19 protein-coding genes are annotated in these 21,422 nt (G+C 44.4%); 9 read left to right on the plus strand and 10 right to left on the minus strand.

Annotation, left to right across the window (positions count from 1 at the left end; translation table 11 throughout):
- Window positions 1–37: 37 nt before the first annotated feature.
- From srlR to srlA, 6 genes are all read right to left on the minus strand, one after another.
- Entirely contained in the window at window positions 38–817 is a 780-nt protein-coding gene (gene srlR, locus HOP38_RS17340; protein WP_038230883.1) for a glucitol operon DNA-binding transcriptional repressor SrlR, read from the minus strand.
- Window positions 818–917: 100 nt separating this feature from the next.
- Window positions 918–1,271, minus strand: coding sequence for a transcriptional regulator GutM (locus tag HOP38_RS17345; RefSeq protein ID WP_006075326.1), 354 nt, complete (start codon window positions 1,269–1,271; stop codon window positions 918–920).
- A 100-nt stretch (window positions 1,272–1,371) separates the two neighbouring features.
- Window positions 1,372–2,151, minus strand: coding sequence for a sorbitol-6-phosphate dehydrogenase (gene srlD, locus HOP38_RS17350; protein WP_062458724.1), 780 nt, complete (start codon window positions 2,149–2,151; stop codon window positions 1,372–1,374).
- A 117-nt stretch (window positions 2,152–2,268) separates the two neighbouring features.
- Window positions 2,269–2,625 carry a PTS glucitol/sorbitol transporter subunit IIA gene (locus tag HOP38_RS17355; protein ID WP_006075328.1) on the minus strand — a complete coding sequence of 119 codons (357 nt, stop codon included), beginning with the start codon at window positions 2,623–2,625 and terminating at the stop codon, window positions 2,269–2,271.
- A gap of 31 nt (window positions 2,626–2,656) precedes the next feature.
- The gene (gene srlE / locus HOP38_RS17360) at window positions 2,657–3,634 is read right to left on the minus strand and encodes a PTS glucitol/sorbitol transporter subunit IIB (RefSeq protein ID WP_006075329.1); all 978 of its coding nucleotides are present in this window, start codon (window positions 3,632–3,634) and stop codon (window positions 2,657–2,659) included.
- 12 nt (window positions 3,635–3,646) lie between these two features.
- Window positions 3,647–4,198: a PTS glucitol/sorbitol transporter subunit IIC gene (gene srlA / locus HOP38_RS17365; protein WP_038230885.1), complete on the minus strand. Its 552-nt coding sequence runs from the start codon at window positions 4,196–4,198 to the stop codon at window positions 3,647–3,649.
- Between the two features lie 405 nt (window positions 4,199–4,603).
- Here srlA and HOP38_RS17370 point away from each other — a divergent pair, with 405 nt between their 5' ends.
- Both HOP38_RS17370 and HOP38_RS17375 read left to right on the plus strand, forming a co-directional pair.
- Window positions 4,604–5,575, plus strand: coding sequence for a KpsF/GutQ family sugar-phosphate isomerase (locus HOP38_RS17370; protein WP_038230744.1), 972 nt, complete (start codon window positions 4,604–4,606; stop codon window positions 5,573–5,575).
- A 19-nt stretch (window positions 5,576–5,594) separates the two neighbouring features.
- Window positions 5,595–6,488: a LysR family transcriptional regulator gene (locus tag HOP38_RS17375; RefSeq protein ID WP_198558579.1), complete on the plus strand. Its 894-nt coding sequence runs from the start codon at window positions 5,595–5,597 to the stop codon at window positions 6,486–6,488.
- Between the two features lie 82 nt (window positions 6,489–6,570).
- On the opposite strand, the gene HOP38_RS17380 is transcribed toward HOP38_RS17375, so the two are convergent.
- The 3 genes from HOP38_RS17380 to HOP38_RS17390 are packed head-to-tail and all read right to left on the minus strand — an operon-like array spanning window position 6,571 to window position 9,770.
- The gene (locus HOP38_RS17380; protein ID WP_006070071.1) at window positions 6,571–7,545 is read right to left on the minus strand and encodes a TAXI family TRAP transporter solute-binding subunit; all 975 of its coding nucleotides are present in this window, start codon (window positions 7,543–7,545) and stop codon (window positions 6,571–6,573) included.
- Between the two features lie 48 nt (window positions 7,546–7,593).
- Window positions 7,594–8,436 carry a beta-keto acid cleavage family enzyme gene (locus HOP38_RS17385; protein WP_006070072.1) on the minus strand — a complete coding sequence of 281 codons (843 nt, stop codon included), beginning with the start codon at window positions 8,434–8,436 and terminating at the stop codon, window positions 7,594–7,596.
- Entirely contained in the window at window positions 8,433–9,770 is a 1,338-nt protein-coding gene (locus HOP38_RS17390) for an aspartate aminotransferase family protein (protein ID WP_006070073.1), read from the minus strand. Before HOP38_RS17390 ends, HOP38_RS17385 begins: the two co-directional genes overlap by 4 nt.
- Before the next feature lie 251 nt (window positions 9,771–10,021).
- Here HOP38_RS17390 and HOP38_RS17395 point away from each other — a divergent pair, with 251 nt between their 5' ends.
- Window positions 10,022–11,053: a response regulator gene (locus HOP38_RS17395; protein WP_006070074.1), complete on the plus strand. Its 1,032-nt coding sequence runs from the start codon at window positions 10,022–10,024 to the stop codon at window positions 11,051–11,053.
- 25 nt (window positions 11,054–11,078) lie between these two features.
- Window positions 11,079–14,696: a response regulator gene (locus HOP38_RS17400; RefSeq protein WP_198558580.1), complete on the plus strand. Its 3,618-nt coding sequence runs from the start codon at window positions 11,079–11,081 to the stop codon at window positions 14,694–14,696.
- Window positions 14,697–14,706: 10 nt separating this feature from the next.
- Here the strand turns inward: HOP38_RS17400 and HOP38_RS17405 are convergent, their stop codons facing one another.
- Window positions 14,707–15,162 carry an Lrp/AsnC family transcriptional regulator gene (locus tag HOP38_RS17405; protein WP_006070076.1) on the minus strand — a complete coding sequence of 152 codons (456 nt, stop codon included), beginning with the start codon at window positions 15,160–15,162 and terminating at the stop codon, window positions 14,707–14,709.
- A gap of 132 nt (window positions 15,163–15,294) precedes the next feature.
- On the opposite strand from HOP38_RS17405, the gene HOP38_RS17410 reads away from it, so the two are divergent.
- From HOP38_RS17410 to HOP38_RS17430, 5 genes are all read left to right on the plus strand, one after another.
- Window positions 15,295–17,106: a trans-sulfuration enzyme family protein gene (locus tag HOP38_RS17410; protein ID WP_198558581.1), complete on the plus strand. Its 1,812-nt coding sequence runs from the start codon at window positions 15,295–15,297 to the stop codon at window positions 17,104–17,106.
- A gap of 316 nt (window positions 17,107–17,422) precedes the next feature.
- A complete protein-coding gene (locus HOP38_RS17415; RefSeq protein ID WP_031493443.1) occupies window positions 17,423–18,088 on the plus strand; it encodes a helix-turn-helix transcriptional regulator in 666 nt (221 codons plus the stop codon).
- 22 nt (window positions 18,089–18,110) lie between these two features.
- Window positions 18,111–18,494 carry a RidA family protein gene (locus tag HOP38_RS17420; protein ID WP_063604804.1) on the plus strand — a complete coding sequence of 128 codons (384 nt, stop codon included), beginning with the start codon at window positions 18,111–18,113 and terminating at the stop codon, window positions 18,492–18,494.
- Between the two features lie 25 nt (window positions 18,495–18,519).
- Window positions 18,520–19,932 carry a cation:dicarboxylate symporter family transporter gene (locus HOP38_RS17425; RefSeq protein WP_031493523.1) on the plus strand — a complete coding sequence of 471 codons (1,413 nt, stop codon included), beginning with the start codon at window positions 18,520–18,522 and terminating at the stop codon, window positions 19,930–19,932.
- A 65-nt stretch (window positions 19,933–19,997) separates the two neighbouring features.
- On the plus strand, window positions 19,998–21,320 hold the full coding sequence (locus HOP38_RS17430; protein WP_031493524.1) for a CoA-disulfide reductase: 1,323 nt from the start codon (window positions 19,998–20,000) through the stop codon (window positions 21,318–21,320).
- Window positions 21,321–21,422 lie beyond the last annotated feature (102 nt).

The raw sequence follows: 21,422 nt of genomic DNA on the forward strand, positions 1-21,422 counted from the left end.
TAGGCAAGATTCCTACAGTATCACTGGGGGAAGTACATTAGACGAGATAAACTTTGATGTTGTTTGATTCTAGCTCTGCTAGATGTTCTGGAGAAATATTACTATCGGTGATAACGGCATCGATGTCTTTCAAAGGCACAACAACATTAGGGCTACGACGACCAAATTTGTTGCTATCTAAAACGACAATCACTTCGTTGGCCGCTTCGTACATTGCTTGGCTCACTTGATAAGCTTCATTGTATGTGGTCGTTCCACTGTTAAGATCAAAACCATCAGCACCGATAAATAGCTTGTCAAAAGTGAACTGACTAAAAGCTTGTTCAGCCAATTTGCCATGAAACGAAGCAGAGATTCGACGATAGGTTCCGCCTGGAATAATCACGGTATGCTCGCGCTCTAATTGTGCCATCGCGTTTACAATGTGCATGCTATTGGTCATTAGAGTGAGCGCTAGTTTATCTTCCAAATGAGGAACCATTTGTAATGTAGTACTACCGCAGTCGAGTATTATAGAATCACCATCACGTATAAGCTCACACGCTTTCTTTGCAATGGCGGATTTGAGGTCGAGATTCAAGGTCTGCTTCTCATCCATTGACCGATCCTCGATTGAGGCTTGACCAATCTTACTTGCACCACAAGCTTCTGCGCTCCCATAGCGTCTTACAACCAACCCTTCCTCTTCCAATGTCCGCAAATCCGTACGAATGGTCGCTCCTGATGTTTCAAAAATGTTTGCCAAATCATTTACCGAGGTCTTACCCTCGTGTTTCAGATAGTTCACCAACTTCTGACGTCTATTTTCAATGTTCATATGCACCATCACTAATTTTTTTTAAACTATACACAATTTCCCTTTCACTGTGAAAGAAAGAAACCTAAGTTTATATTTCTTGGTACATTCTGCGACCTAGTTAACCTTCGTAGGCAACAGAGATGGCTTCTTGCGTCCCTTTCGCTAGTTCATTCATTACCGCAGCGGATAATGGGTAACTTAGCCCAACAATTTTGTCCAAAGTCTTAGGTCTAGCAAAAACAGAGATTCCATTTAGGACTTTGGCATCCACTATGGTTTGTTGGTCATTCTCAGCAACCACAATGAGCGTTCTCGCCTTCCAACGACTTTTAGTTCTGCCGATCTTTACATGCCCTTTCTGTGACATAGATTGAACCATTCGATTGAAAGAGCGGATTTGAAAAAATCCCAAAGCAATTTGACCAATCCAGGCCACAATGGCCACTAGAATTAATGTAGTTGTTGAGTCCACAAAACACCTCTCTAACTGTTTAAATAAGGGCAGATATTCTGCCCTTGAAATTGCTACCTAACGTAGCATCAGGAGCACAAGACATCACCTAGTGGGGGAACTAGAACATCACCTGTCCGCCAGTGATATTAATCGATTGTCCTGTACAGTACGCGGCTTGTTCACTCGCGTAAAACTTCAGTACGTTCAATACATCTTGATAATCGCAGCCTGCTTTTAGCGGCACTTTATCAATATAAATTTGCTCAACTTCCTCTTCACTGACACCCAGTTTTTTCGCATATTGAGGCTTCAGTGATTGGAACATAGGGCTCTGTAGCAAGTTACCTAGCATTAATGAATGCACGGTAATTTTGTGCTCAGCCAAATCAAGAGCTAAAGATTGCGTCAAGCCAACGCCACCAAATTTAGCCGCCGAGTAACCACTGTTGTGTTTCGACCCAACTTTGCCTGATTTAGAGTTAATTTGAATAATGCGTCCTCCACGATTTTCACGAATCATGATTTTTGACGCTTCACGTGCACACAGGAAGTAACCTGTTAGGTTAACGCTTAATGAGCGTTGCCATGCATCCATAGGGAAGGTGTCAATTTTAGCGGCGGTAGCAGTGCCTGCACTGTAAACCATCAAATCGATTCTACCAAACACCTCGTCCACACTTTTGGTCATATTGATAACCGACATCTCATCGGTCGCGTCAGCGGCAATACCAAACGCCATGCCTTCGCCATAAGTTTGATTAATCTTATCAGCAATCTGCTGAGCATTATCACCGTTTAAATCTGCTACGGCTACGCGATAGCCATCTGCTGCCAAGCCTTCACATAAAAAGGCACCCAATGTTTGTCCGCCACCGACTACTAACGCTGTTTTACACATAAATACTCCGACATTCTTACAAATTTAATTCTTTAAAAAGGGCCTCTACATTCCACTTTGGGAGAGTGTTTCAAAGCATCTGCAGAGGCCAAAATACCGATTGGAATCTAGTTAACCTTATGAGAAAGAGATGGTTTCTCCGATGTTGCAGTGAGGAACAGATCCACTCACATGCAAACACCCTGGATATTCCGCTTCGTTCAAGCTATCGAACCGAATCGTGATGTGGCCGAGTTCTGAAAGGTTCTTATTCACCACCTCACCAACAGCAGTGATAGGGTATTCATTCGAACCAAGCTGTAACGTTCCGCCCACATTAATATTGCCTTTCAAGCTATCGTGAGAGTGGATAAAACAGTACTCAGCGGCATCTGCCGGTGCCATTTCACCGAATAGAATCATCATGTTGTCTGCCAACGCTTCTTCTGCGAGTTCACCGACATGCTTGATGGTTGATTGGTATAATTTGGTCATTTTTAGATTCCTTTGGGAGTTACTGTTTTACTTATTGATAGATGAACATTGATACAAACCAAGCGACTAATACGGTTGGAGCACCAGTTAAGAATCGCGAGTAAAGTACTGATGGAACGCCAATTTCGACAGTTCGCGGTTTTGCTTCTGCTAAGCCAAGACCAACAGGGATAAAGTCACACGCCGCTTGTGCGTTAATCGCAAATAATGCTGGTAACGCTAAGTGCGGAGGGATATTGCCTGCACCGATTTGTACACCGACAAGCACACCGATAACCTGTGCGATTACTGCACCAGGGCCTAAGAACGGTGATAGCAGCGGGAAAGAGCAGATCAGAGCTAGAGTAACGAGACCAAATGGACTTTGTGCTAATGGTGTCAGCGCTGACGCGATCAAATCACCGAAGCCTGAAGCCATAATTACGCCGATAAGCATGGATACAAACGCCATGAATGGCAGAATGGTTTTCAATACAGTATCAATCGTGTCACGGCCAGCTTGGAAAAACGTCGACATGACCGAGCCCATACCAATACCGATACGTGCCAACAGGCTATCGCTTTGTTCAGTCAGTTTTTTGTCCGTCGCAAAACGAGCTGACTCGTTTGCTGCTGGCTCCGGAGTTAGGGTCACTGTTGGTTGCGCATCAGAAAGCTGAATGTTCTCCGGTTTCACACCAGAGACGTAGATATCTTCTTTGATGTATTGCGCTAGAGGACCACTTTGCCCTGTCGAGTGAATGTTTACTGTTGGAATACGTTTCTTCGGATATAAACCACAACGTAACGTCCCACCACAGTCAATAATCGCGACAGCAACCTCTTCATCTGGTACTGAAGTTTTGAAACCATCTACTGCTTCATAACCCGTCAGTTCGGCAATACGGTCAACGATATCTGGTCGAGTACCACCAGTGATGTAGACAATTTTCTTGCCTGCTTCGATTGGCAAACATAGAGGACCACCCCAGCCGCCATTACCTTTATTAATAATTAATGAGTTTGACATGACACAGGCCTCTTATGATTGGAAGTGAACAGTACGTTCTAGTTGAACACCTTGCTGACGCTCTACCATTGCAGTAGTAAAGTCAGTCACCCAACCTCTAAAGAAGTTAGTTACCATGCCGACTAGTAGATAACTCACAGCTAGAGGACCTAGTGGTAGACCCAGCTGAGTAATACCGTTAGCGATACCAAGGTAAACAAACAATTCACCAGGGTTAATGTGAGGGAACAGGCCATTCATGGAGTGGCAACTGTACGAAGAAGCCGCGTAGTAAGAAGGTTTGTATCTCTCAGGAAGAAAACGACCCAAGCTCAACGTCATTGGGTTACAGAAAATGAAGGTACCGACAACAGGCAGAACCAGATAACGAGATACAGGGTTGCCAGCACTACGCTGTGCCAGTTTTTCTACTTTGTCTTGTCCAACGAGACGTATCAATGCGTTCATGGCGACAAGTAATGAAATTAAGAGAGGAAGTATGCCTGTTACCATTCCGGTAAAGACCTCTCCGCCTTGTTGGAATAGCCCGATAAACCATTCCGCTGAGTGAATTATAAAGTCCATGTTGACCTCTTTTGTTTCAAGGATAAGTGCTGATTGCCTTTTTACTTTTTCATTATTATTTTCATTTTGAAAGTTAATATTTTTCATTTATTGATTCAAATCACAAAATAAATGAAAGCAAAAATAAAAATAATGAAAGTAATAAAAGAGATAGAATTGAGCACGAGAGAGTGTATATCTTTAAAAATCAGATACATACAAACACCCCCTTTGAATCAGATTTCAATAACAGCCAATCGTTCTGCATTCCTTTCCATGAAATGAAAATCTTAACTTTCAACTAGACACCAAGATTGAGAGAGATCCCAATAATGAAAATAATGAAAATTACAACTTGCTCTTTACCAGAGGTGTGAAACACTAGGCAGCAATATCTATATCGTTCAGCTCGTAGGACACATCGCCATGCAAGTCGTCAAGACAGAAGTCATCGAATACGCCACACAAGTCATTAATGCCGAGATAGCAGAAGCTCAGAAGCTATTGGGACGATTGGAGGACAATTTTGCGCAAGCGGTGTCGCACATCGTTAACTGTCAAAGCAAGATAATTGTGTCTGGAATAGGCAAGTCTGGGCACATTGGCAAGAAGATGGCCGCAACACTGGCTTCAACGGGTTCACCTGCCTTTTTCGTTCATCCGGCGGAAGCACTTCACGGAGACCTAGGGATGATCACTAAAGGAGACTTAGTGATCTTGATTTCAAACTCAGGCGAATCTGCCGAATTTAAGACTATGCTGCCGATATTAAAAGAGCGCGGGATTTCTATCATCGGTATGACTGGCAACACTTCATCTCATTTGGCGCAGAACAGTGATTGTGTGGTCAACATCGCCATAGACAGCGAAGCATGTCCACTCGGACTCGCTCCAACATCCAGCGCAGTCAACACATTAATCATGGGTGATGCTTTAGCGATTACTGCAATGAAAATTCGCAAATTCGACAGTATTGATTTTGCACAGTCTCACCCTGCTGGTGCTCTCGGAGCGAAACTACTTACGACAGTCGGCAACGTAATCTCCGAGTTTGAACACAATGCCATTTGCCAACCAGAACAAAGCTTAGCAGAAGCGATCAGCGTACTATGTGAGAGTGGTAAAGGGCTTATCGCCATTTGTCGTCAAACGACGCTCGTAGGTGTCTTCACGGACGGAGATTTAAGACGAGCGCTCGCCAATGGCGCCGTTCTAGAGGACAAAATTGAACAGCATATGACCACCAACGGCAAACAAACAAGTGCGCGAGTAAAAGCATACGATGCGTTGAACTTAATGCTTGATAATGCCATTTCAGCACTACCTGTTGTCAATGAACGCGATGAGTGTGTTGGCGTAATTAGCATCTCGGATATTCATCGTCGAGGTATCAAGTAGACAAGTTCGGGAAAACACTATGAGTAGCAGCTCAGGCTTACCTTCTATCAAAGCGCTCAAAACCTTCGTGGCAGTGGCGCACAACCTCAGTTTTTCAAAGGCTGCACAGGAGCTGTGTGTAACTCAAGGAGCCGTCAGTAAACAAGTCGCGGCACTAGAGCAGCAACTTGGTCAAGCACTGTTTGAGCGACACATTGATGGGATTCGACTTACATCTATTGGTGAGCAATATTTGCCTAGTATTATCGAAGCCTTGGAAAGTGTTCAATCTGCAACGGCAAGGCTCAAGCAGTCTGAAAACAACGAGGCGGTATTAAACCTTGATGTCACGCCATCTTTTGCCAGCTTATGGTTGATCAACGCATTGCAAGACTTTCGGTCGCAAAACGCCAGTATACGAATCAACCTAAAAACAGGTGATGGTCCCATTAAAGGCTTGAACGCGCGAAGTGACATCATAATCCGCTGTTTACCAATCGCTACCCATTACGAAAATGCCACTCTGCTACACATAGAGACGCTGCGCTTGGTCGGCTCAACAGATCTTATCGAGCATCATCCTATTCGCAGCCACCAAGATTTGGAAGTTTACCAATTTATTCCTCATATTACTCGACCGCAACTATGGGAAAAGTTTCGAAATCAATTTTGCCCTGATACACCGATGAATTTTTATGGCGTCGGATTCGAGCATTTCTTTATGTCTTTGGAGGCTGTAAAAGCAAACTGTGGGCTCGCTCTTCTTCCTGATTTTATGGTCGACCCTTTAATTGAAGCAAAGCAGTTGAGTAACCCTCTCGCTCTTAGTTTAGTGAGTCAGTACGGTTACTATGCCATCACCCCAAATCATCGTCGCGACAACAAGCTAGTCTATCTGTTCAACCAATGGCTAGAAGAGCAGTTTCGTTGCTAGTCACAGTGACCCCTCGACCATTAATAAAAAAGCCCAGCATTACATCGCTGGGCTTTGAAGAGTGTTGCATTAAAAGAGTTTGTTAGTCCATCAAACCCGCTTCTTTGTAGTACTTCACGGCACCTGGATGCAATGGTGCTGACAAACCATCTTTGATCATTTCTTCTTTCTTCAGGTTAGCAAAAGCAGGGTGAAGACGTTTGAAATCATCAAAGTTTTCAAATACAGACTTAACGATGGCATAAACCACATCATCAGGCACAGCAGTAGACGTAACGAATGTTGCACCCACACCAAACGTCATCACATCGTCTGGATTACCGTTATACATACCACCCGGAACAGTCGCTTTACGGTAGAAGCTATTGTCTTCAACCAACTTATCTACCACTGGTCCAGTTACCGATACAATGCGGCTATCACAAGACGTTGTCGCTTCCTTAATCGCACCACTTGGGTGGCCTACGGTGTAGATCATTGCGTCGATTTTGTTGTCACACAATGCTTTAGACTGCTCAGATGCTTTTAGCTCTGAAGTCAGTTTGAATACATCTTTGTCCCAACCGTAACCTTGCATCAAGACTTCCATAGTCCCGCGCTGACCGGAACCAGGGTTACCGATATTGACTCGCTTACCTTTAAGATCTTCGAAGCTTTCAATACCAGAATCCGCACGCGCCACCACAGTGAATGGTTCAGCGTGAACAGAGAATACCGCTCTAAGATCTTTATATGGACCAGCTTCCGCAAACTTACTGGTGCCATTGTATGCATGATATTGCCAGTCTGACTGGGCTATACCTAAATCCAATTCGCCAGCTCGAATGGTATTGATGTTGTATATCGAACCGCCGGTACTTTCTACCGAACAACGCACACCGAATTCAGCTCGGTTTTTATTTACAAGACGACAAATAGCACCACCCGTTGGATAGTAAACCCCTGTTACGCCACCGGTTCCGATAGTTACAAATCGGTCTTCTGCCTGCGCGAGAGTTGCTCCTCCCATGGCAATACATGCAGCAGACACGGTCAACATGGTTTTTAATTTGGTCATAGTTATTCCTTTCCTGTCGTAGGGTTCAGAAACCAGTAAACTCCTTAATTACTGGCGAATGGCAAGACTGTTTCTAAATTCAGTAGCGCTCAGTAAATCTATATTAAGCGCCGCTGACGTCTTACAAAGCTGGTTCACTAAAGATGCATTGTTTGTAGCAATAGCACCTTGATTGTCATAATGATTATTTTCAAACCCAACTCTAACGTCAGCCCCCATAAGCATAGCAGCCGTTAAACAATTGTGTTCAAATTGACCAAACGCACAGACCGCCCAACGGTGACGCAGTTCAAATAATCGACAACTAAGAAATGGCACAAGATCTTGAGGTGTTGCTACTTGTCCTTGCTTATAGCGTCCGAGAACAAGTAATAGGTGATGGTCGTGATCAGGCAAGACCTTTTGATCAATCAGTCGAAAATAACGATCAAGATCGTCAGCACTGTAAAGAATGTATTGAGCAATAATGCCTTGCTGTGCAACCCAATGAAAAAACTCGGCCGACTCGCTCAAGTGTTCATCATTTGGAATCAACTCACTTAACGCAAATGACGCCGCTTCTGGTTTGACGGCTTTGATCAATTGCCTTTGTTGCTCAGGTTGATATTGGCCCACCGCTTCTGTTGTTAATTGCACCATAATGCTGTCTCCAACAGCATCTTTTAGTTCGTTATACAGCGGGAGGTTGTCTGCAACGTCTAACGAGTGCAGCCCTTTTTCATTGCGAGCATGCAGATGTACCATTGCGGCACCTGCACTTCGGCAAGCAATAACATCTTGGATAATCTCTCCACGAGTGACGGGCAGTGCAGGATGATCTTTCTGCGTTTTTCTTGCGCCATTAGGCGCAACGATAATAGCCGACTGCGATGGCATTGTTAGGTTACTCATAAGCGGGCCCACTTTTCTTCTGCTAAAAGTAGCGTTTTTTTCAGCTTGGTCACCAGTTCATCCATTTCGATCTCACTAATAATAAACGGAGGCGCAAGTAAAATATGGTGACCGTGTGTACCGTCGATCGTCCCAGCCATTGGGTAACACATTAAACCATTCTCCATCGCCAACGATTTAATCCATTTGTGCGCTTGAGTTTGGATAGCAAGCGGGGATTTTGAATGTTTGTCAGAAACCAATTCAATGCCGATAAACAATCCTCTACCTCGAATATCACCAATCATATCGAGATTCCCCAACGCTTCGAAAAGCTTTTGCTTAAGCATTTCCCCTTTAGAAACCACCTGAGCTAGTAAGTCATCTTCTATGATGATTTCCACAGTCGCGAGTGCCGCCGCACACGCCATTGGGTGTCCCATAAAGGTATGACCATGCTGAAAAAACCCGGAACCATTGGCTATTTCCTGATAGATTTTTTCGTGAACAAGTACAGCGCCAATGGGCTGATATCCAGCTCCCAGACCTTTCGCCATGGTCACAATATCGGGTACTACTTCGTCTTGCTCAAATGCGAAGAAAGACCCCGTTCGGCCGACTCCACACATCACTTCATCTAAAATCAGCAATACATCATATTGGTCACAAATCTCTCTTATGCGCTGCAGATAGCCCTGAGTCGCAGGTACTGCCCCCGCAGTTGCCCCTACGACGGGTTCGGCGATAAATGCCATCACATTTTCCGCCCCAAGTTCGAGTATCTTCGCTTCAAGTTCATTGGCAATACGCTGACTGTATTGGTCTTCAGTTTCTGACGCCAATTGGTCACGATAGGCATAACAAGGCGCAATATGGTGAGCAGAGGAAAGCAGAGGACGAAACGGTTCTCGTCGCCACTCATTGCCTCCAACAGAGAGCGCCCCTAATGTATTGCCATGGTAACTTTGTCGCCTTGCGATAAATTGAGTTTTGGACACCATACCGCGCTCAACGTAATACTGGCGTGCCATTTTAAGCGCTGACTCCACCGCTTCTGAACCACCACTAACAAAGTACACATGCTGCAAAGATTCTGGGGCTAACGACACGATTCGCTGCGCTAATTTCTCACTGCTTTCACTGGTAAAGAACCCTGTATGAGCATATGGAATAGTCTCTAATTGAGCTTGAATCGCCGCTTTTACTCGCTGATGGTTGTGACCAAGGTTGGAGACCGCCGCCCCTCCGCATCCATCTAAATAATATCGACCTTCTGAATCAATCAAATACACGCCTTCGCCAAAGCTCACTTTTGGCAAAGTATCTGAACAATGTCGGTGAAATACACTACCCACGCAGCCGCCCTCAGTTAACCACTTATCCTTTATTGGTTAATTTTTGTTCTAACATGGCATTTTTACAAACGAATAATTATCAACCTCTATGAGAAAATGGAATGGCTGCATCATGAAGCTTCCCCTAATCGTTAAAGCAAATCTTGGTGCGATATTAATCTCATAGTGAGCTAATTGTTTGTAACACATACGAAACCTTGTCTATTCTTAAAAGCCTTATCTCTGCATTTTCGGTACAAGGACTCGTACTTATGCATACAGACAACCAAGAAAAACCTGTGGTGCTTGTCGTTGATGACATTCCCGATAATATCCATGCCATTGCTGGCTCTTTGAATGAACATTACAAAGTGAAAGCGGCGACAAGCGGCGCGAAAGCTATACAAATCGCCCTCTCCACACCTAAACCTCATATGATATTGCTCGATATCATGATGCCCGAAATGGACGGTTATGAGGTTTGCGAGACACTAAAAGCCAATCCACTAACCGCTGATATTCCTATTATTTTTGTCACCGCGAAAAGTGAAGTGGTCGACGAGCAGAAAGGCTTTGAGTTGGGCGCGGTGGACTATATTACCAAACCCATTAGTCCACCCATTGTGTTAGCTCGAGTGAAGACACATATTGCGCTGTACGATCAAAATCTCGAACTTGCTATCAAAGTACGTGAAAGAACGGCTCAGCTTGAACAAAGCCGTTTGGAAGTCATCCAACGCTTGGGACGAGCAGCAGAGTACAAAGATAACGAGACTGGTATGCACGTAGTGCGGATGAGCCACTACTCACGCATTCTCGCCTCACAACTAAACGTTAGTAAGCGCTGGGTTGAGCTGGTATTTCAAGCCGCACCAATGCACGACATCGGCAAAATTGGTATTCCAGATAACGTGTTAAGAAAGCCAGGTAAACTCGATGCCGACGAATGGGCCGTCATGCAGAAGCATGTCGAAATTGGCGGTGACATTATTGGTGACAGCGATTCGCTGCTATTACAAATGGCGCAAGAAATTGCGTTAAACCATCATGAAAAATGGGACGGCAGTGGCTACCCCAACCAATTGAAAGGAGAGCAAATCCCGCTGAGTGCAAGAATCGTCGCAATAGCCGATGTGTTTGACGCACTGACCAGTGTGCGTCCCTATAAAAAGGCTTGGTCCATTGAGGAAACGCTCGCATTACTAGAGCGCGATGCAGGAACTCACTTCGATCCAAGTTTAGTACCAATTTTCATCAGCAAATTGGATGATATTCTCGCCATTCGAGATGCTTTTAAAGACTAGAACTACATTGGTTTAAAGGATTTCCATGAATTTTCCTATCGGACAAAATCTCGACTCAAAACGCATTCTTATTGGCTTTTTCATCGCAGTGACATTATTGGTGATAGCCGGGTCAATAGGTTGGTCAAAACTCAATCTTCGTTTTGAAACTGTCGACAATTACGCTCAAAGCGCTCAACTTCGTGCCGCCATAGATAGCATTAAGCTGCATGAGCGCAATTACGCACTATCGCCCACCCATCCGCAGGCTGAAAAAACCTTTGAACATATTGATATGGCCTACCTGCTTGCCGATTCCCAGCTTTCCGAGCAGGTCAATCAAGAAGTAAAGGCGCTACTTCAAGATTACAAGACAACTTTTACCGAATACGTAGAACTTAACGACCAAGAAAGAACCACCCGCGTTGCTCTTACCTCAAATTCGGACACGTCTATTTATGATGTAGAAGAGATGCAGGTCGATCTTAAAGTCTCGATAGAAAAACAGGTCGCGTTAGTCGAAAGCATGCGTCAACACATTGATGCTAGTGCTCAAATCGCTATTGAAAGCCATCATTTAGCAAGTCGTATTTCTACAGTTCGAAGTCATGAAAAGTCTTTTATCCTCGAACCGAATAATGAAGATTACAAACAACTGCAATTTGGCCTCAATGAAGTGCGTAACCAAATTAGAGCTCTGCAACCAAAGATGGTTACGCAGGCTGCTAAGGACAAACTGACACTGGTTGATAACGCTCGAAATCGGTATTTAACTGCGGTCATTCAGCTCAGAAACCTCAAACTAGTTACCGCTCCAATGCAGCAGCACATCGCCGCCCAGATCGATTCGGCGGGGGAAGAGTTTACACGAGCGAGTGTAGTGCTGAGAACGAGCTTACAAAAAGAGTTAGCCGCCTATCAACAAGAACTAAACGACATACAACAACAAACCAACGTCAAACTCTCCACTACCGCTCAGTTGCTGACATTACGTTCCCTATTTAGCGATACCACTCAGTACGAACGCGACTTCTCCTTGGTACAAACACTCAACGAACAGCAAGATATTGCCGAGCAAATTGAAGGAACTATCAAAGAGAGCCAACAACGATTGGCAGATTTGATACCGCATATTTCAGATGCGACCCAACAACAAACGCTTGGGAAAATTAAGGGGCAGTTGACGCAATATCTCGCTTTATTCGAACAGTTATTTACGCAGAAACAAGCTATCGCCCAACAATCATCGGCGCTTGATAATGCCTATCTGAAAGCCTTCAAAGTTATTGAACCTGATTTTGAACACCAGCAAAACATTGTAGAGAACTCATCTCAAATCTCTTTCTATCTTGCCATCGGCGGCATCATTTTCATGAGCACCATAGTTTTTATTGTTTTGCTCGCCAACAAATCCCACGCTGCGCTTGAAAAGTCTGCCGATAAGCTCGCTATTGCCAGAGATGAAGCAGACTACGCAAACCAAGCTAAATCGGATTTTTTGGCGAACATGAGCCATGAGATCAGAACCCCAATGAACGCCATCATAGGCATGAGTTACCTCGCTTTAAAAACAGATTTAACTAAGGCACAACGCAACTATATTCAAAAAGTAAAGCTGTCGGCTGATACCTTACTCGGACTTATCAACGACATTCTCGATTTCTCAAAAATCGAAGCGGGTAAACTCGACATTGAGCACGTAGATTTTAGACTCGAAAACGTCTTGGACAATATTTCTAATTTGGTTGGGCTTAAGGCGTCGGAGCAGGGTTTAGAGCTGCTTATTCATACTTCAAAAGACGTACCAACAGCACTTTACGGTGACCCATTAAGATTGGGGCAAATCTTGACCAATCTTGCCAATAACGCTGTGAAGTTTACCGAACAAGGCGAAGTCAAAATCACTATCACCGCAGACAACTTAGAGAATGACGATGTCACGTTAAGATTTGCGGTCTCTGACACTGGCATTGGAATGACACCAGAACAAACTCAAAAGCTCTTCAATAAGTTCACCCAAGCCGATAGTTCCACCACACGCAAGTATGGGGGAACCGGATTAGGCTTAGCCATCAGTAAGGAGCTTTGTTTGTTGATGGGCGGAGACATTGAGGTTAGGAGTCAATTTGGCGAAGGCTCAACCTTCGAGTTCACAATTAACATGAAGCGCAGCCAAGTGCTAGAAACCAAACCGATTGTCGTGCCAACATCATTGAACCACCTCAACATCCTGATTGTGGATGACAACGCCAGTGCGCGCCTTATCGTTGAAGATATTCTGCAATCACTCAACTTTAATGTTCGAAGCGCTAATGGAGTTGATAGCGCAATCGACGCACTCAATCACGCTGCACAATCAGATTCCGCATTTGATGTGGTTATTACGGATTGGCAGATGCCCGGTAAAGATGGAGTTGAACTCATTCATGCTATCCAGCAATCTGAGTCCCTCAATCCTAAAATCTTGATGCTCACAGCCTATGATCGCCAGCTTCTGGCTGACTCAGTTCAAGAGCGTGGCCTTATCGTACCAAGTATTCTCGATAAGCCAGTAACGGCCTCTCACTTGTTCGATGCGATAGTTGGCTTATATGATATAGAAAACCACCGTAGCAGCCGTGACGAGCTTGAGCAGCAAACCCATTTGGCTAATGTCCAACACCTAGCAGGAGCTCATCTATTACTCGTTGAAGACAACGAAATTAACCAAGAATTAGCGGTAGAACTTTTGGAAAGCCAAAACATCCAAGTCACCGTAGCTCAAAATGGGCAAGTCGCGATCGACTTGTATAAACAAATGACGTTCGATGGCATTCTTATGGACTGCCAAATGCCTGTACTCGATGGCTACAGCGCAACAGAGATAATAAGAAACACACTCAATGACCGAGCTATCCCTATCATTGCCATGACCGCCGACGTGATGGAGCGTGATAGAGAACGCGCCTACCAGTCAGGGATGAACGACATCATAGCTAAACCAATCGATGTAGGCATCATGTTCAGCACCCTTGCTCGATGGATCACCTCGCCTCAACGCGAAATTGGGTCAGAAGTAAGCACTTCCAGCTCCGACTCTAATGTTAATACTCAACCAGTGAAACTTCATGACATTAACACCATCACCTTGTCCCAAGGTCTTGCTCGTGCGAATAACAACCACCAGCTATATCGCCGACTGTTGCAACGCTTTTATGAGCACTACTCTGATTTATCTCAAGTTAGAGAACAACTCGCTAATGCAGCGTCCTCCGATTTAAAACGTTACATCCATAGCTTAAAAGGCGTCTCAGGAAATATAGGTGCGAACGAGTTATTTGAGCTCTGTAGTGCATTAGAATCTGATATCAACAATGAACAACTTCAAAAGAAGCTACTCAATGCTCTGAATCAAACCACTGAGGCAATAAGAGAGAGTGGCGTTTTACACTCTCATACAGCGGCTAACGATAACCCTGAGCGTACAGCGAATTTTGACCCTACTCTCTATGAACGATTGCAGAGCGCCATTGAACAGAACGATACCGATGCGCTTGAGATAGTGCAAAACATAGAGCAAAGCCAATTACTGGGGCTTACCCAAAATCAACTAAAGCAACTTGATGGTGCTCTACAAGAATTTGATTTTGATAAAGCTTTAGCACTCATTAAATCTAAACACTAATGGGACTTACTTATCTCACTGGCAGCTTCGTCTTTGCTTTTACTTGACCAAAGGCGAAGCTCGATTCGATGGAGGCGATATTTGGCAGGCGAGTTAATTGCTTGCGGATAAACTGCTCGTAGCTTTTTAGCGACTCACTGACTACATGCAACAAGTAGTCGTGGTTGCCCGTCATCAAAAAGCACTCCAACACTTCATCAATCATTTCAATGTGATGCTCAAAGTCTCGCATGTTCTCTTCAGTCGGCTTTTCGAGTTTCACCAATACAAAGACATTGATCGGCAGCCCGCACGCTTCTTGGTCAACACTGGCATGATAACCTCGAATGACTCCTTGCTTCTCCAAGGACCGAACTCGGCGCAAACAGGGGGACGGCGACAGAGCAACCCGATCTGCCAACTCTTGATTAGTTAGCCGAGCGTTGCTCTGCAATTCAGCCAGTATTCTTTTGTCGATCTCATCCATTAGCATTTTCCATCAATTTATAACCAATATGCGCAATATAATTGCTCAAAATTGGTGAGTTACTTCTTAAATCGCAATCTTTAACATTTTTATAACACTAAAATTATAAGAGGTACAATAAAGGATGGAACTATGAATACCTCAACTCAACTTAGCCCGCTGCGTAAAACAACCAAACACGAACAAGCAGAAGCTCTTGCCATTGAGCAAGCAAAACACTTTGGCATCGACCCAAATAGTGAATACGGCACCACGCTGGTTGAACTAGCGACCACACTATACAAAGCCAACACGAAAACACACGACCTTTGGGCATTGACCGTTGATGGACTTTCAGAGCTCGACAAAAGTGACCGAATCGCCTGGTTTAACGCCAAGCGATTTTTGTCATTTCAGATCGCGAAGATCCTCGACAACCTGCAAAACCCCATGCGCACTACTTATCAATCCATTGCCACCAATAATGGTCATTTTGCCTCTAAGGGTGCCTACCCTATCTTCGACAATGTTGCCGCTATATTCTCAGCCAGCCCTGTGATTACGCGTACCGCAACATATTTGTTTGCGTGTACCGAATGGATTGAAGATGCATTCAACGGTAAAGAGCCGCTTCACGATATTTACTCTCGACTGCTCAACCCAACATCAATCTCACTGGCTAACCACATGGTTGACCTAGAGGCAGGCTCAAGAGCTAATGAGTACCTTGCATGGAACTTTAACTCTGGCATGGCGGCAATTGATGGGTTGTTGAGCCATTTACTTGGGCATGAAGATATTGTGCTGGCATCACGCAACATCTACGGTGGGTCTTATCAGCTATTAGAAGATTGGTTTGGAAAACCCTCAAACTTGAATGTAGCGGTCGAATGGGTCGATGGTTACTCCGGAGATGAGTTTGCGGCTCGTCTTGATGAGGTTACCGATAAATACGCCGACCGCCTTGCCGCTGGTAAGAAAATATACGTTTATCTAGAATCACCTTGTAATCCACATGGATACGTCTTAGATGTTGCTAGCATCAGTAAAGCGGCTCACCTTCGTGGTTGGGACATTATCGTTGACTCAACGGTTGGTACCCCGCTCCTGCACCCAGTACTAAAACGCGATGACGTGATGGAACGACCTGATTTCGTAGTTCATTCCTACACCAAAGAGCTAGCTGGTTCAGGGACCACAACCGCTGGGGTCGTCATCGGCCGTAACGAAGCCATGTTTGTACCAAAGGGAGAAGAAGTCACCTTCACCAAACCTAACGGCGATGAGGTCATCATTCCATGGAACGAAACGCTCTTTTGGAATGTGTATTACATTAAAGGTGCATTCTTAGACGCCGACAAAGCATTTGAAGTACTCAATGGTATGAAAACTTACGAAATGCGTGTGGTGCAGAAAACCATCAATACTCTCACCTTGGCGAAGATCTTCGATGCTCACCCAGACATCAACGTATCATGCCCAGCTCTACCTGACAGTGATAACTACGAACACTGCCAGAACAACATGCACTTGGGCTTGCCTGCGGCTCTATTTACCATCGATATGGAAGGCAATGGCAATCGCGCACCAATCAATCGTGATGGGTTCAAACAGTTCTTTGACATGCTTGAGCCAGCTATCGGTATGCAAGTAAGTCTGGGACAAACTAACACCGTTGCGCTTTGCCCAGCCCTAACGACCCACTCCGAACTTAGCGACGAAGCGCTAAATGAAGCTGGTATCAAGCCAACCACAATGCGGATCTCCATCGGTTTGGAAGACCCTCGAATGTTTGTCGCTCATATTATCGAGGCAGCCAAATTGTCCATCGATCGTAAACATGTCGACTTCTCATCCAGCTTCCCTTGCGCTGACAGTATCGATGAGATCTACATGCAAACCTACATGGATGTGCACCAGAGGTTTGCTAAGAGTTTGCCGACGTTTAGTGAGCTTAGTCAGTAAATGATAGCCATCCTGCCCAATTAAACTTGGGCAGGACGCACATTTCAATTTTCAAAATTGAGCCTAGTCAATAAACCTGCATTTAGTATTTCATTAAATTTAAAATAGTAAACTTTGAGCTAGTTTAAGATTTTAAAATCAAAGACCTCACCAATCGTGATCCTGTTCATATTTCGAACGAATATCTTGTTAAATATCGGTTAAGTAAACACTTATTCACGTCTTTTTTAGGTTTACATAAGTTTACCTTACAGTTGCTCAACTACCTCAAAAGGAGTAGATTTGAGTCATAAAGTTAAAAAATGTAAACCTAAGTATGAATGTTAAACAAGTACCTTTTAGCGAAGAAGACAGAGCGGCATTAGCCAATTATTTTAGAGTTGCTGACACTATTGCTGACCTAATTGGTCCTCATTGTGAAGTCGTGATTCACTCTTTTGAAAGCTTAGAAAACTCAGTTGTTAAAATCGTTAATGGTCACCATACAGGCCGAAAAATAGGTTCACCGGTTACCGATTTAGGTTTACGAATGTGGCGTGCTTTTGAAAAAACAGGAGAAGTCTCTCCTAAGAGTTATTTTACCAATGCCGCGGATGGTTCGTTATTAAAGTCAACAACCTGTGTTTTGGCTGGCCCAAATAACAAAGCCATAGGGATGCTTTGCATCAACATGAATTTATCGTTTCCTTTCCCTGAGATCATCAAAACACTGATGCCTCAATGCTCAACATCACAGACGTTAGTCCACGAGAACTTTAGCAATAATGCCAATGATGTCATAGCTCAAGCGCTCACTGCGGCCATCGCTGAAGTTGACCAAAACAGCGCGATTACCACAAAAGGTCGAAACAAGGCCATTACGCGCTGTTTGTTTGACAACGGCATCTTTGAACTAAAGGAAACAACCACACAAGTATCTGAGCAACTTGGAATCAGTCGACAAGCGGTTTACAAGTTCATCCGAGAATTTAAATCTGAATAAAATCAATAATTAGGAGTTTACAGTGAAACAAATTATCGCCACAGAAAAAGCACCAGCAGCAATCGGTCCTTATTCACAAGGCACCATTTACGGCGACGTAGTTTATACCTCTGGTCAATTACCCCTTGTACCAGAAACAATGCAATTTGTAGAAGGTGGAATCAAAGAACAAGCTAAGCAATCTCTAGAAAACCTTAAAGCTGTTTTAGAAGAAAGTGGAGCAGGATTAGACACTGTGATTAAAACAACGTGCTTCCTCTCAGATATGGAAAACTTCGCCGCATTCAACGAAGTGTATACCGAAGTATTTGGGACAGAAAATGCACCAGCTCGCTCATGTGTTGAAGCAGCAAGATTACCAAAAGATGCCTTGGTTGAAATCGAAGCCATTGCTCATAAGAAATAACCATGGGGAACAATAGGAGTATCTCATGAGTCTTACATTTATAGCGTTATGCGTCTTGTTTTTGGGATTTTACGCCGTCCTAGCAAACTTTAAAAAGCAAAAGAAAAGCTTTAACTTCCGAGTACTAAGTGCGTTAGTCGCGGGCCTACTGTTTGGTGGTGCGATTCAACTGGTCTTAGGTTTTGGTAACGAAGCAACAACAGGCTTCGCCGAATTCATTTCTATCTTCGGCAAAGGCTACATCAAGCTTCTACAAATGATTGTTATCCCACTCGTCTTCGTCGCGATGATCTCTTCGATCATGAACGTAGATGGAAGTGGTGCACTGTCTAAAATTGCGCCGAAAATTATTGGTATCCTCATTTTCACGGTAGCAATTTCTGCAGTCGTCGGCATCGCAAGTATCTATATCTTCGGCATTGATGCAAACGCTCTAGTAAGCACTATTGGTACTAACAGTGCTATCGAAGCTCGTGGCGACAGATTGATTGCAACTCAAGATGCCATGGCAAGCAGCGGTCTTTCTGGCCTAGTGTTGTCTATCATTCCTGCAAACATCTTTGACATGCTAACTGGCTCGCAAAGAACATCAACGCTATCGACTGTTCTGTTTGGTATGTTCTTAGGCTACAGCATTCTGCAAGTGAAAAAGCGTAAACCAGAGAAAGTACAGAGCTTTGTTGATTTCATCAATGCAGCGAAAGAAGTGGTACTGTCCATGGTTCGTGAAATCTTGAAGCTAACGCCATACGGTGTATTTGCTCTGATGACAACGTTCATGATGACTAACGACCTATTCGCACTGGCTGAAATGGGCCGCTTCCTAGTAGCAAGCTATGTTGCTATCGCAGTGATGTTTGTTATCCACTTTGTCATGGTGTCAATGTTTGGCCTGTCTCCAGCGAAGTTTGCTAAGAAATCATGGCCTGTTCTTGTGTTTGGTTTTGGCTCGCGTTCAAGTATGGCGGCCATCCCTCTAAACGTGGAAACTCAAACACAGCGCCTAGGTGTTGATGAAGAAACCGCTAATATGTCAGCGACATTTGGTACCAGTATCGGTCAAAACGGTTGTGCCGGTATCTACCCAGCAATGCTTGCGATTATGGCTGCACAAGTCATGGGTATGCCTGTTGACCTAAGTTTCATAATCCAACTTGTCGCGGTAATTGCAATTGCCTCTTTTGGCATCGCGGGTGTTGGTGGCGGTGCAACCTTTGCAGCGGTTGCTGTATTGACTATCATGGGCTTAGACATCACCGTTGTTGCTATCTTGGTATCGATTGAAGCACTGATCGACATGGCGCGTACTGCACTGAACATCTCTGGTTCGATGTTGTCCGGTGTGGTTACTGCGAAGAAAAACGGCACACTCGACTTAGAACAATACAACGCAGAAGGCGCAGCAACGCCAACAAAAGAAAGCGAAGCAATTGTTTAACGTCTTATATTAATAATACGAGCACCCTCTGGGTGCTCTTTTCAGTCTTATTTTAGGTAATAGTTATGAAAGTTGTAGTGGTTGGCGGTAACGCTGCTGGAATGAGTTTTGCGGCAAAATACAAGCGCAATCAACCAAGTGACGATGTCATTGTTATTGAAAAACGTGATTACATCTCTTTTGGTGGTTGTGGTCTTCCTTATTTCGCAGGTGGCTTTTTTGACGACACTGAGCGCATGATCTCACGAACACCAGAACAAGCCATCGCATCGGGTTTGGACGTCCGTCTTAACAGCGAAGTAATCTCCTTAAGCTGCACGGAAAAGCAAATCAGTGTTCGTCATGATGGTACAGATGCGCTTATTGGCTATGACAAACTCATAATTTGTTCCGGCGCTCGTCCAATCGTCCCACCATTTGGTGAATACAACCGCGAGAATGTCTACACCCTAACGAGTCAAGAAGACGGCCTAGCCGTAAAAGAAGCATTTAAAGACACCAGCAAACAGCGAGTTTGTATTATTGGTGCTGGCTTCATTGGCCTAGAAGTATTCGATGCTGCACATATGCTTGACAAAGATGTCACTATCGTTGAACGTGAAAACACTGTCATGAGTCGTCAATTTAGCCCTGAGATGATTGATGTTGTCGAAGCGACCGTGCGTGAATCTGGCGCGACCTTGAAAACAGGTTGTAGCGTCAATACCATTCGCGATGCACAAGATGGTAGTTACATCGTTGCAACTGACAACGGTGATATCGAAGCGGACATTGTTATTCTATCTCTCGGCTTCAAACCAAACACCGAAGCGTTCAATCTACCAAAAGCAGCGAATGGCGCGCTCTTGGTTGACGAGTTTGGTAAAACAAACGATGAGCACATCTATGCGGTCGGTGACTGCGCTGTTGCACACCATATGGCGCTGGGACAGTCAGTGTACGTACCACTAGCCACCACAGCGAACAAACAAGCTCGTATGATGGCAGATCATTTAGCAGGTAAGGACACTTATTTAAACGGCTTCTTAGGTTCATCTTGCTTGAAGGTTCTCGATTACGAACTGGCGTGTACTGGCGTTTCCGAGATGATGGCGAAAGAGCACGGATTGGAAGTTAAGACATCAACCATCCAAGACAAAAACCAGACCGACTATTACCCAGGACAAGAAGACATAAAGATCAAACTGGTGTACGAGCCGACGACCAACATTCTACTTGGTGGTGAGATCATCGGTAAGAAAGGTGCAGTTGGGCGCATCAATGCACTCGCGGTCGCCATTACCGCTAAGATGACGACTCAACAACTAGGTTATCTGGATTTTTGTTACGCCCCACCATTCGCAAGAACATGGGATGCTCTCAACGTAGCAGGTAACGTCGCCAAATAGCCAACATTAAAAAGCGAGGATCTCCTCGCTTTTTTCATTATTCACTACTGAATCTCATCGTTTAATCTAGCCCACTATCAGCCTGTCCATGTGAACATTCTC

Origin of the sequence: Vibrio mediterranei (assembly GCF_013364395.1) — a bacterium.
Classification (GTDB): Bacteria; Pseudomonadota; Gammaproteobacteria; order Enterobacterales; family Vibrionaceae; genus Vibrio; species Vibrio mediterranei.

Excerpts from the sequence above, each read along its gene's own strand:
- HOP38_RS17385 (WP_006070072.1), bottom strand. The coding sequence starts at position 8,436 with ATGAGTAACCTAACAATGCCATCGCAGTCGGCTATTATCGTTGCGCCT.
- HOP38_RS17375 (WP_198558579.1), top strand. The coding sequence starts at position 5,595 with ATGAGTAGCAGCTCAGGCTTACCTTCTATCAAAGCGCTCAAAACCTTC.
- HOP38_RS17355 (WP_006075328.1), bottom strand. The coding sequence starts at position 2,625 with ATGACCAAATTATACCAATCAACCATCAAGCATGTCGGTGAACTCGCA.
- srlD (WP_062458724.1), bottom strand. The coding sequence starts at position 2,151 with ATGTGTAAAACAGCGTTAGTAGTCGGTGGCGGACAAACATTGGGTGCC.
- HOP38_RS17400 (WP_198558580.1), top strand. The coding sequence starts at position 11,079 with ATGAATTTTCCTATCGGACAAAATCTCGACTCAAAACGCATTCTTATT.
- srlE (WP_006075329.1), bottom strand. The coding sequence starts at position 3,634 with ATGTCAAACTCATTAATTATTAATAAAGGTAATGGCGGCTGGGGTGGT.
- HOP38_RS17395 (WP_006070074.1), top strand. The coding sequence starts at position 10,022 with ATGCATACAGACAACCAAGAAAAACCTGTGGTGCTTGTCGTTGATGAC.
- HOP38_RS17370 (WP_038230744.1), top strand. The coding sequence starts at position 4,604 with ATGCAAGTCGTCAAGACAGAAGTCATCGAATACGCCACACAAGTCATT.
- HOP38_RS17410 (WP_198558581.1), top strand. The coding sequence starts at position 15,295 with ATGAATACCTCAACTCAACTTAGCCCGCTGCGTAAAACAACCAAACAC.
- srlA (WP_038230885.1), bottom strand. The coding sequence starts at position 4,198 with ATGGACTTTATAATTCACTCAGCGGAATGGTTTATCGGGCTATTCCAA.
- HOP38_RS17430 (WP_031493524.1), top strand. The coding sequence starts at position 19,998 with ATGAAAGTTGTAGTGGTTGGCGGTAACGCTGCTGGAATGAGTTTTGCG.
- HOP38_RS17415 (WP_031493443.1), top strand. The coding sequence starts at position 17,423 with ATGAATGTTAAACAAGTACCTTTTAGCGAAGAAGACAGAGCGGCATTA.
- HOP38_RS17425 (WP_031493523.1), top strand. The coding sequence starts at position 18,520 with ATGAGTCTTACATTTATAGCGTTATGCGTCTTGTTTTTGGGATTTTAC.
- HOP38_RS17405 (WP_006070076.1), bottom strand. The coding sequence starts at position 15,162 with ATGGATGAGATCGACAAAAGAATACTGGCTGAATTGCAGAGCAACGCT.
- HOP38_RS17380 (WP_006070071.1), bottom strand. The coding sequence starts at position 7,545 with ATGACCAAATTAAAAACCATGTTGACCGTGTCTGCTGCATGTATTGCC.
- srlR (WP_038230883.1), bottom strand. The coding sequence starts at position 817 with ATGAACATTGAAAATAGACGTCAGAAGTTGGTGAACTATCTGAAACAC.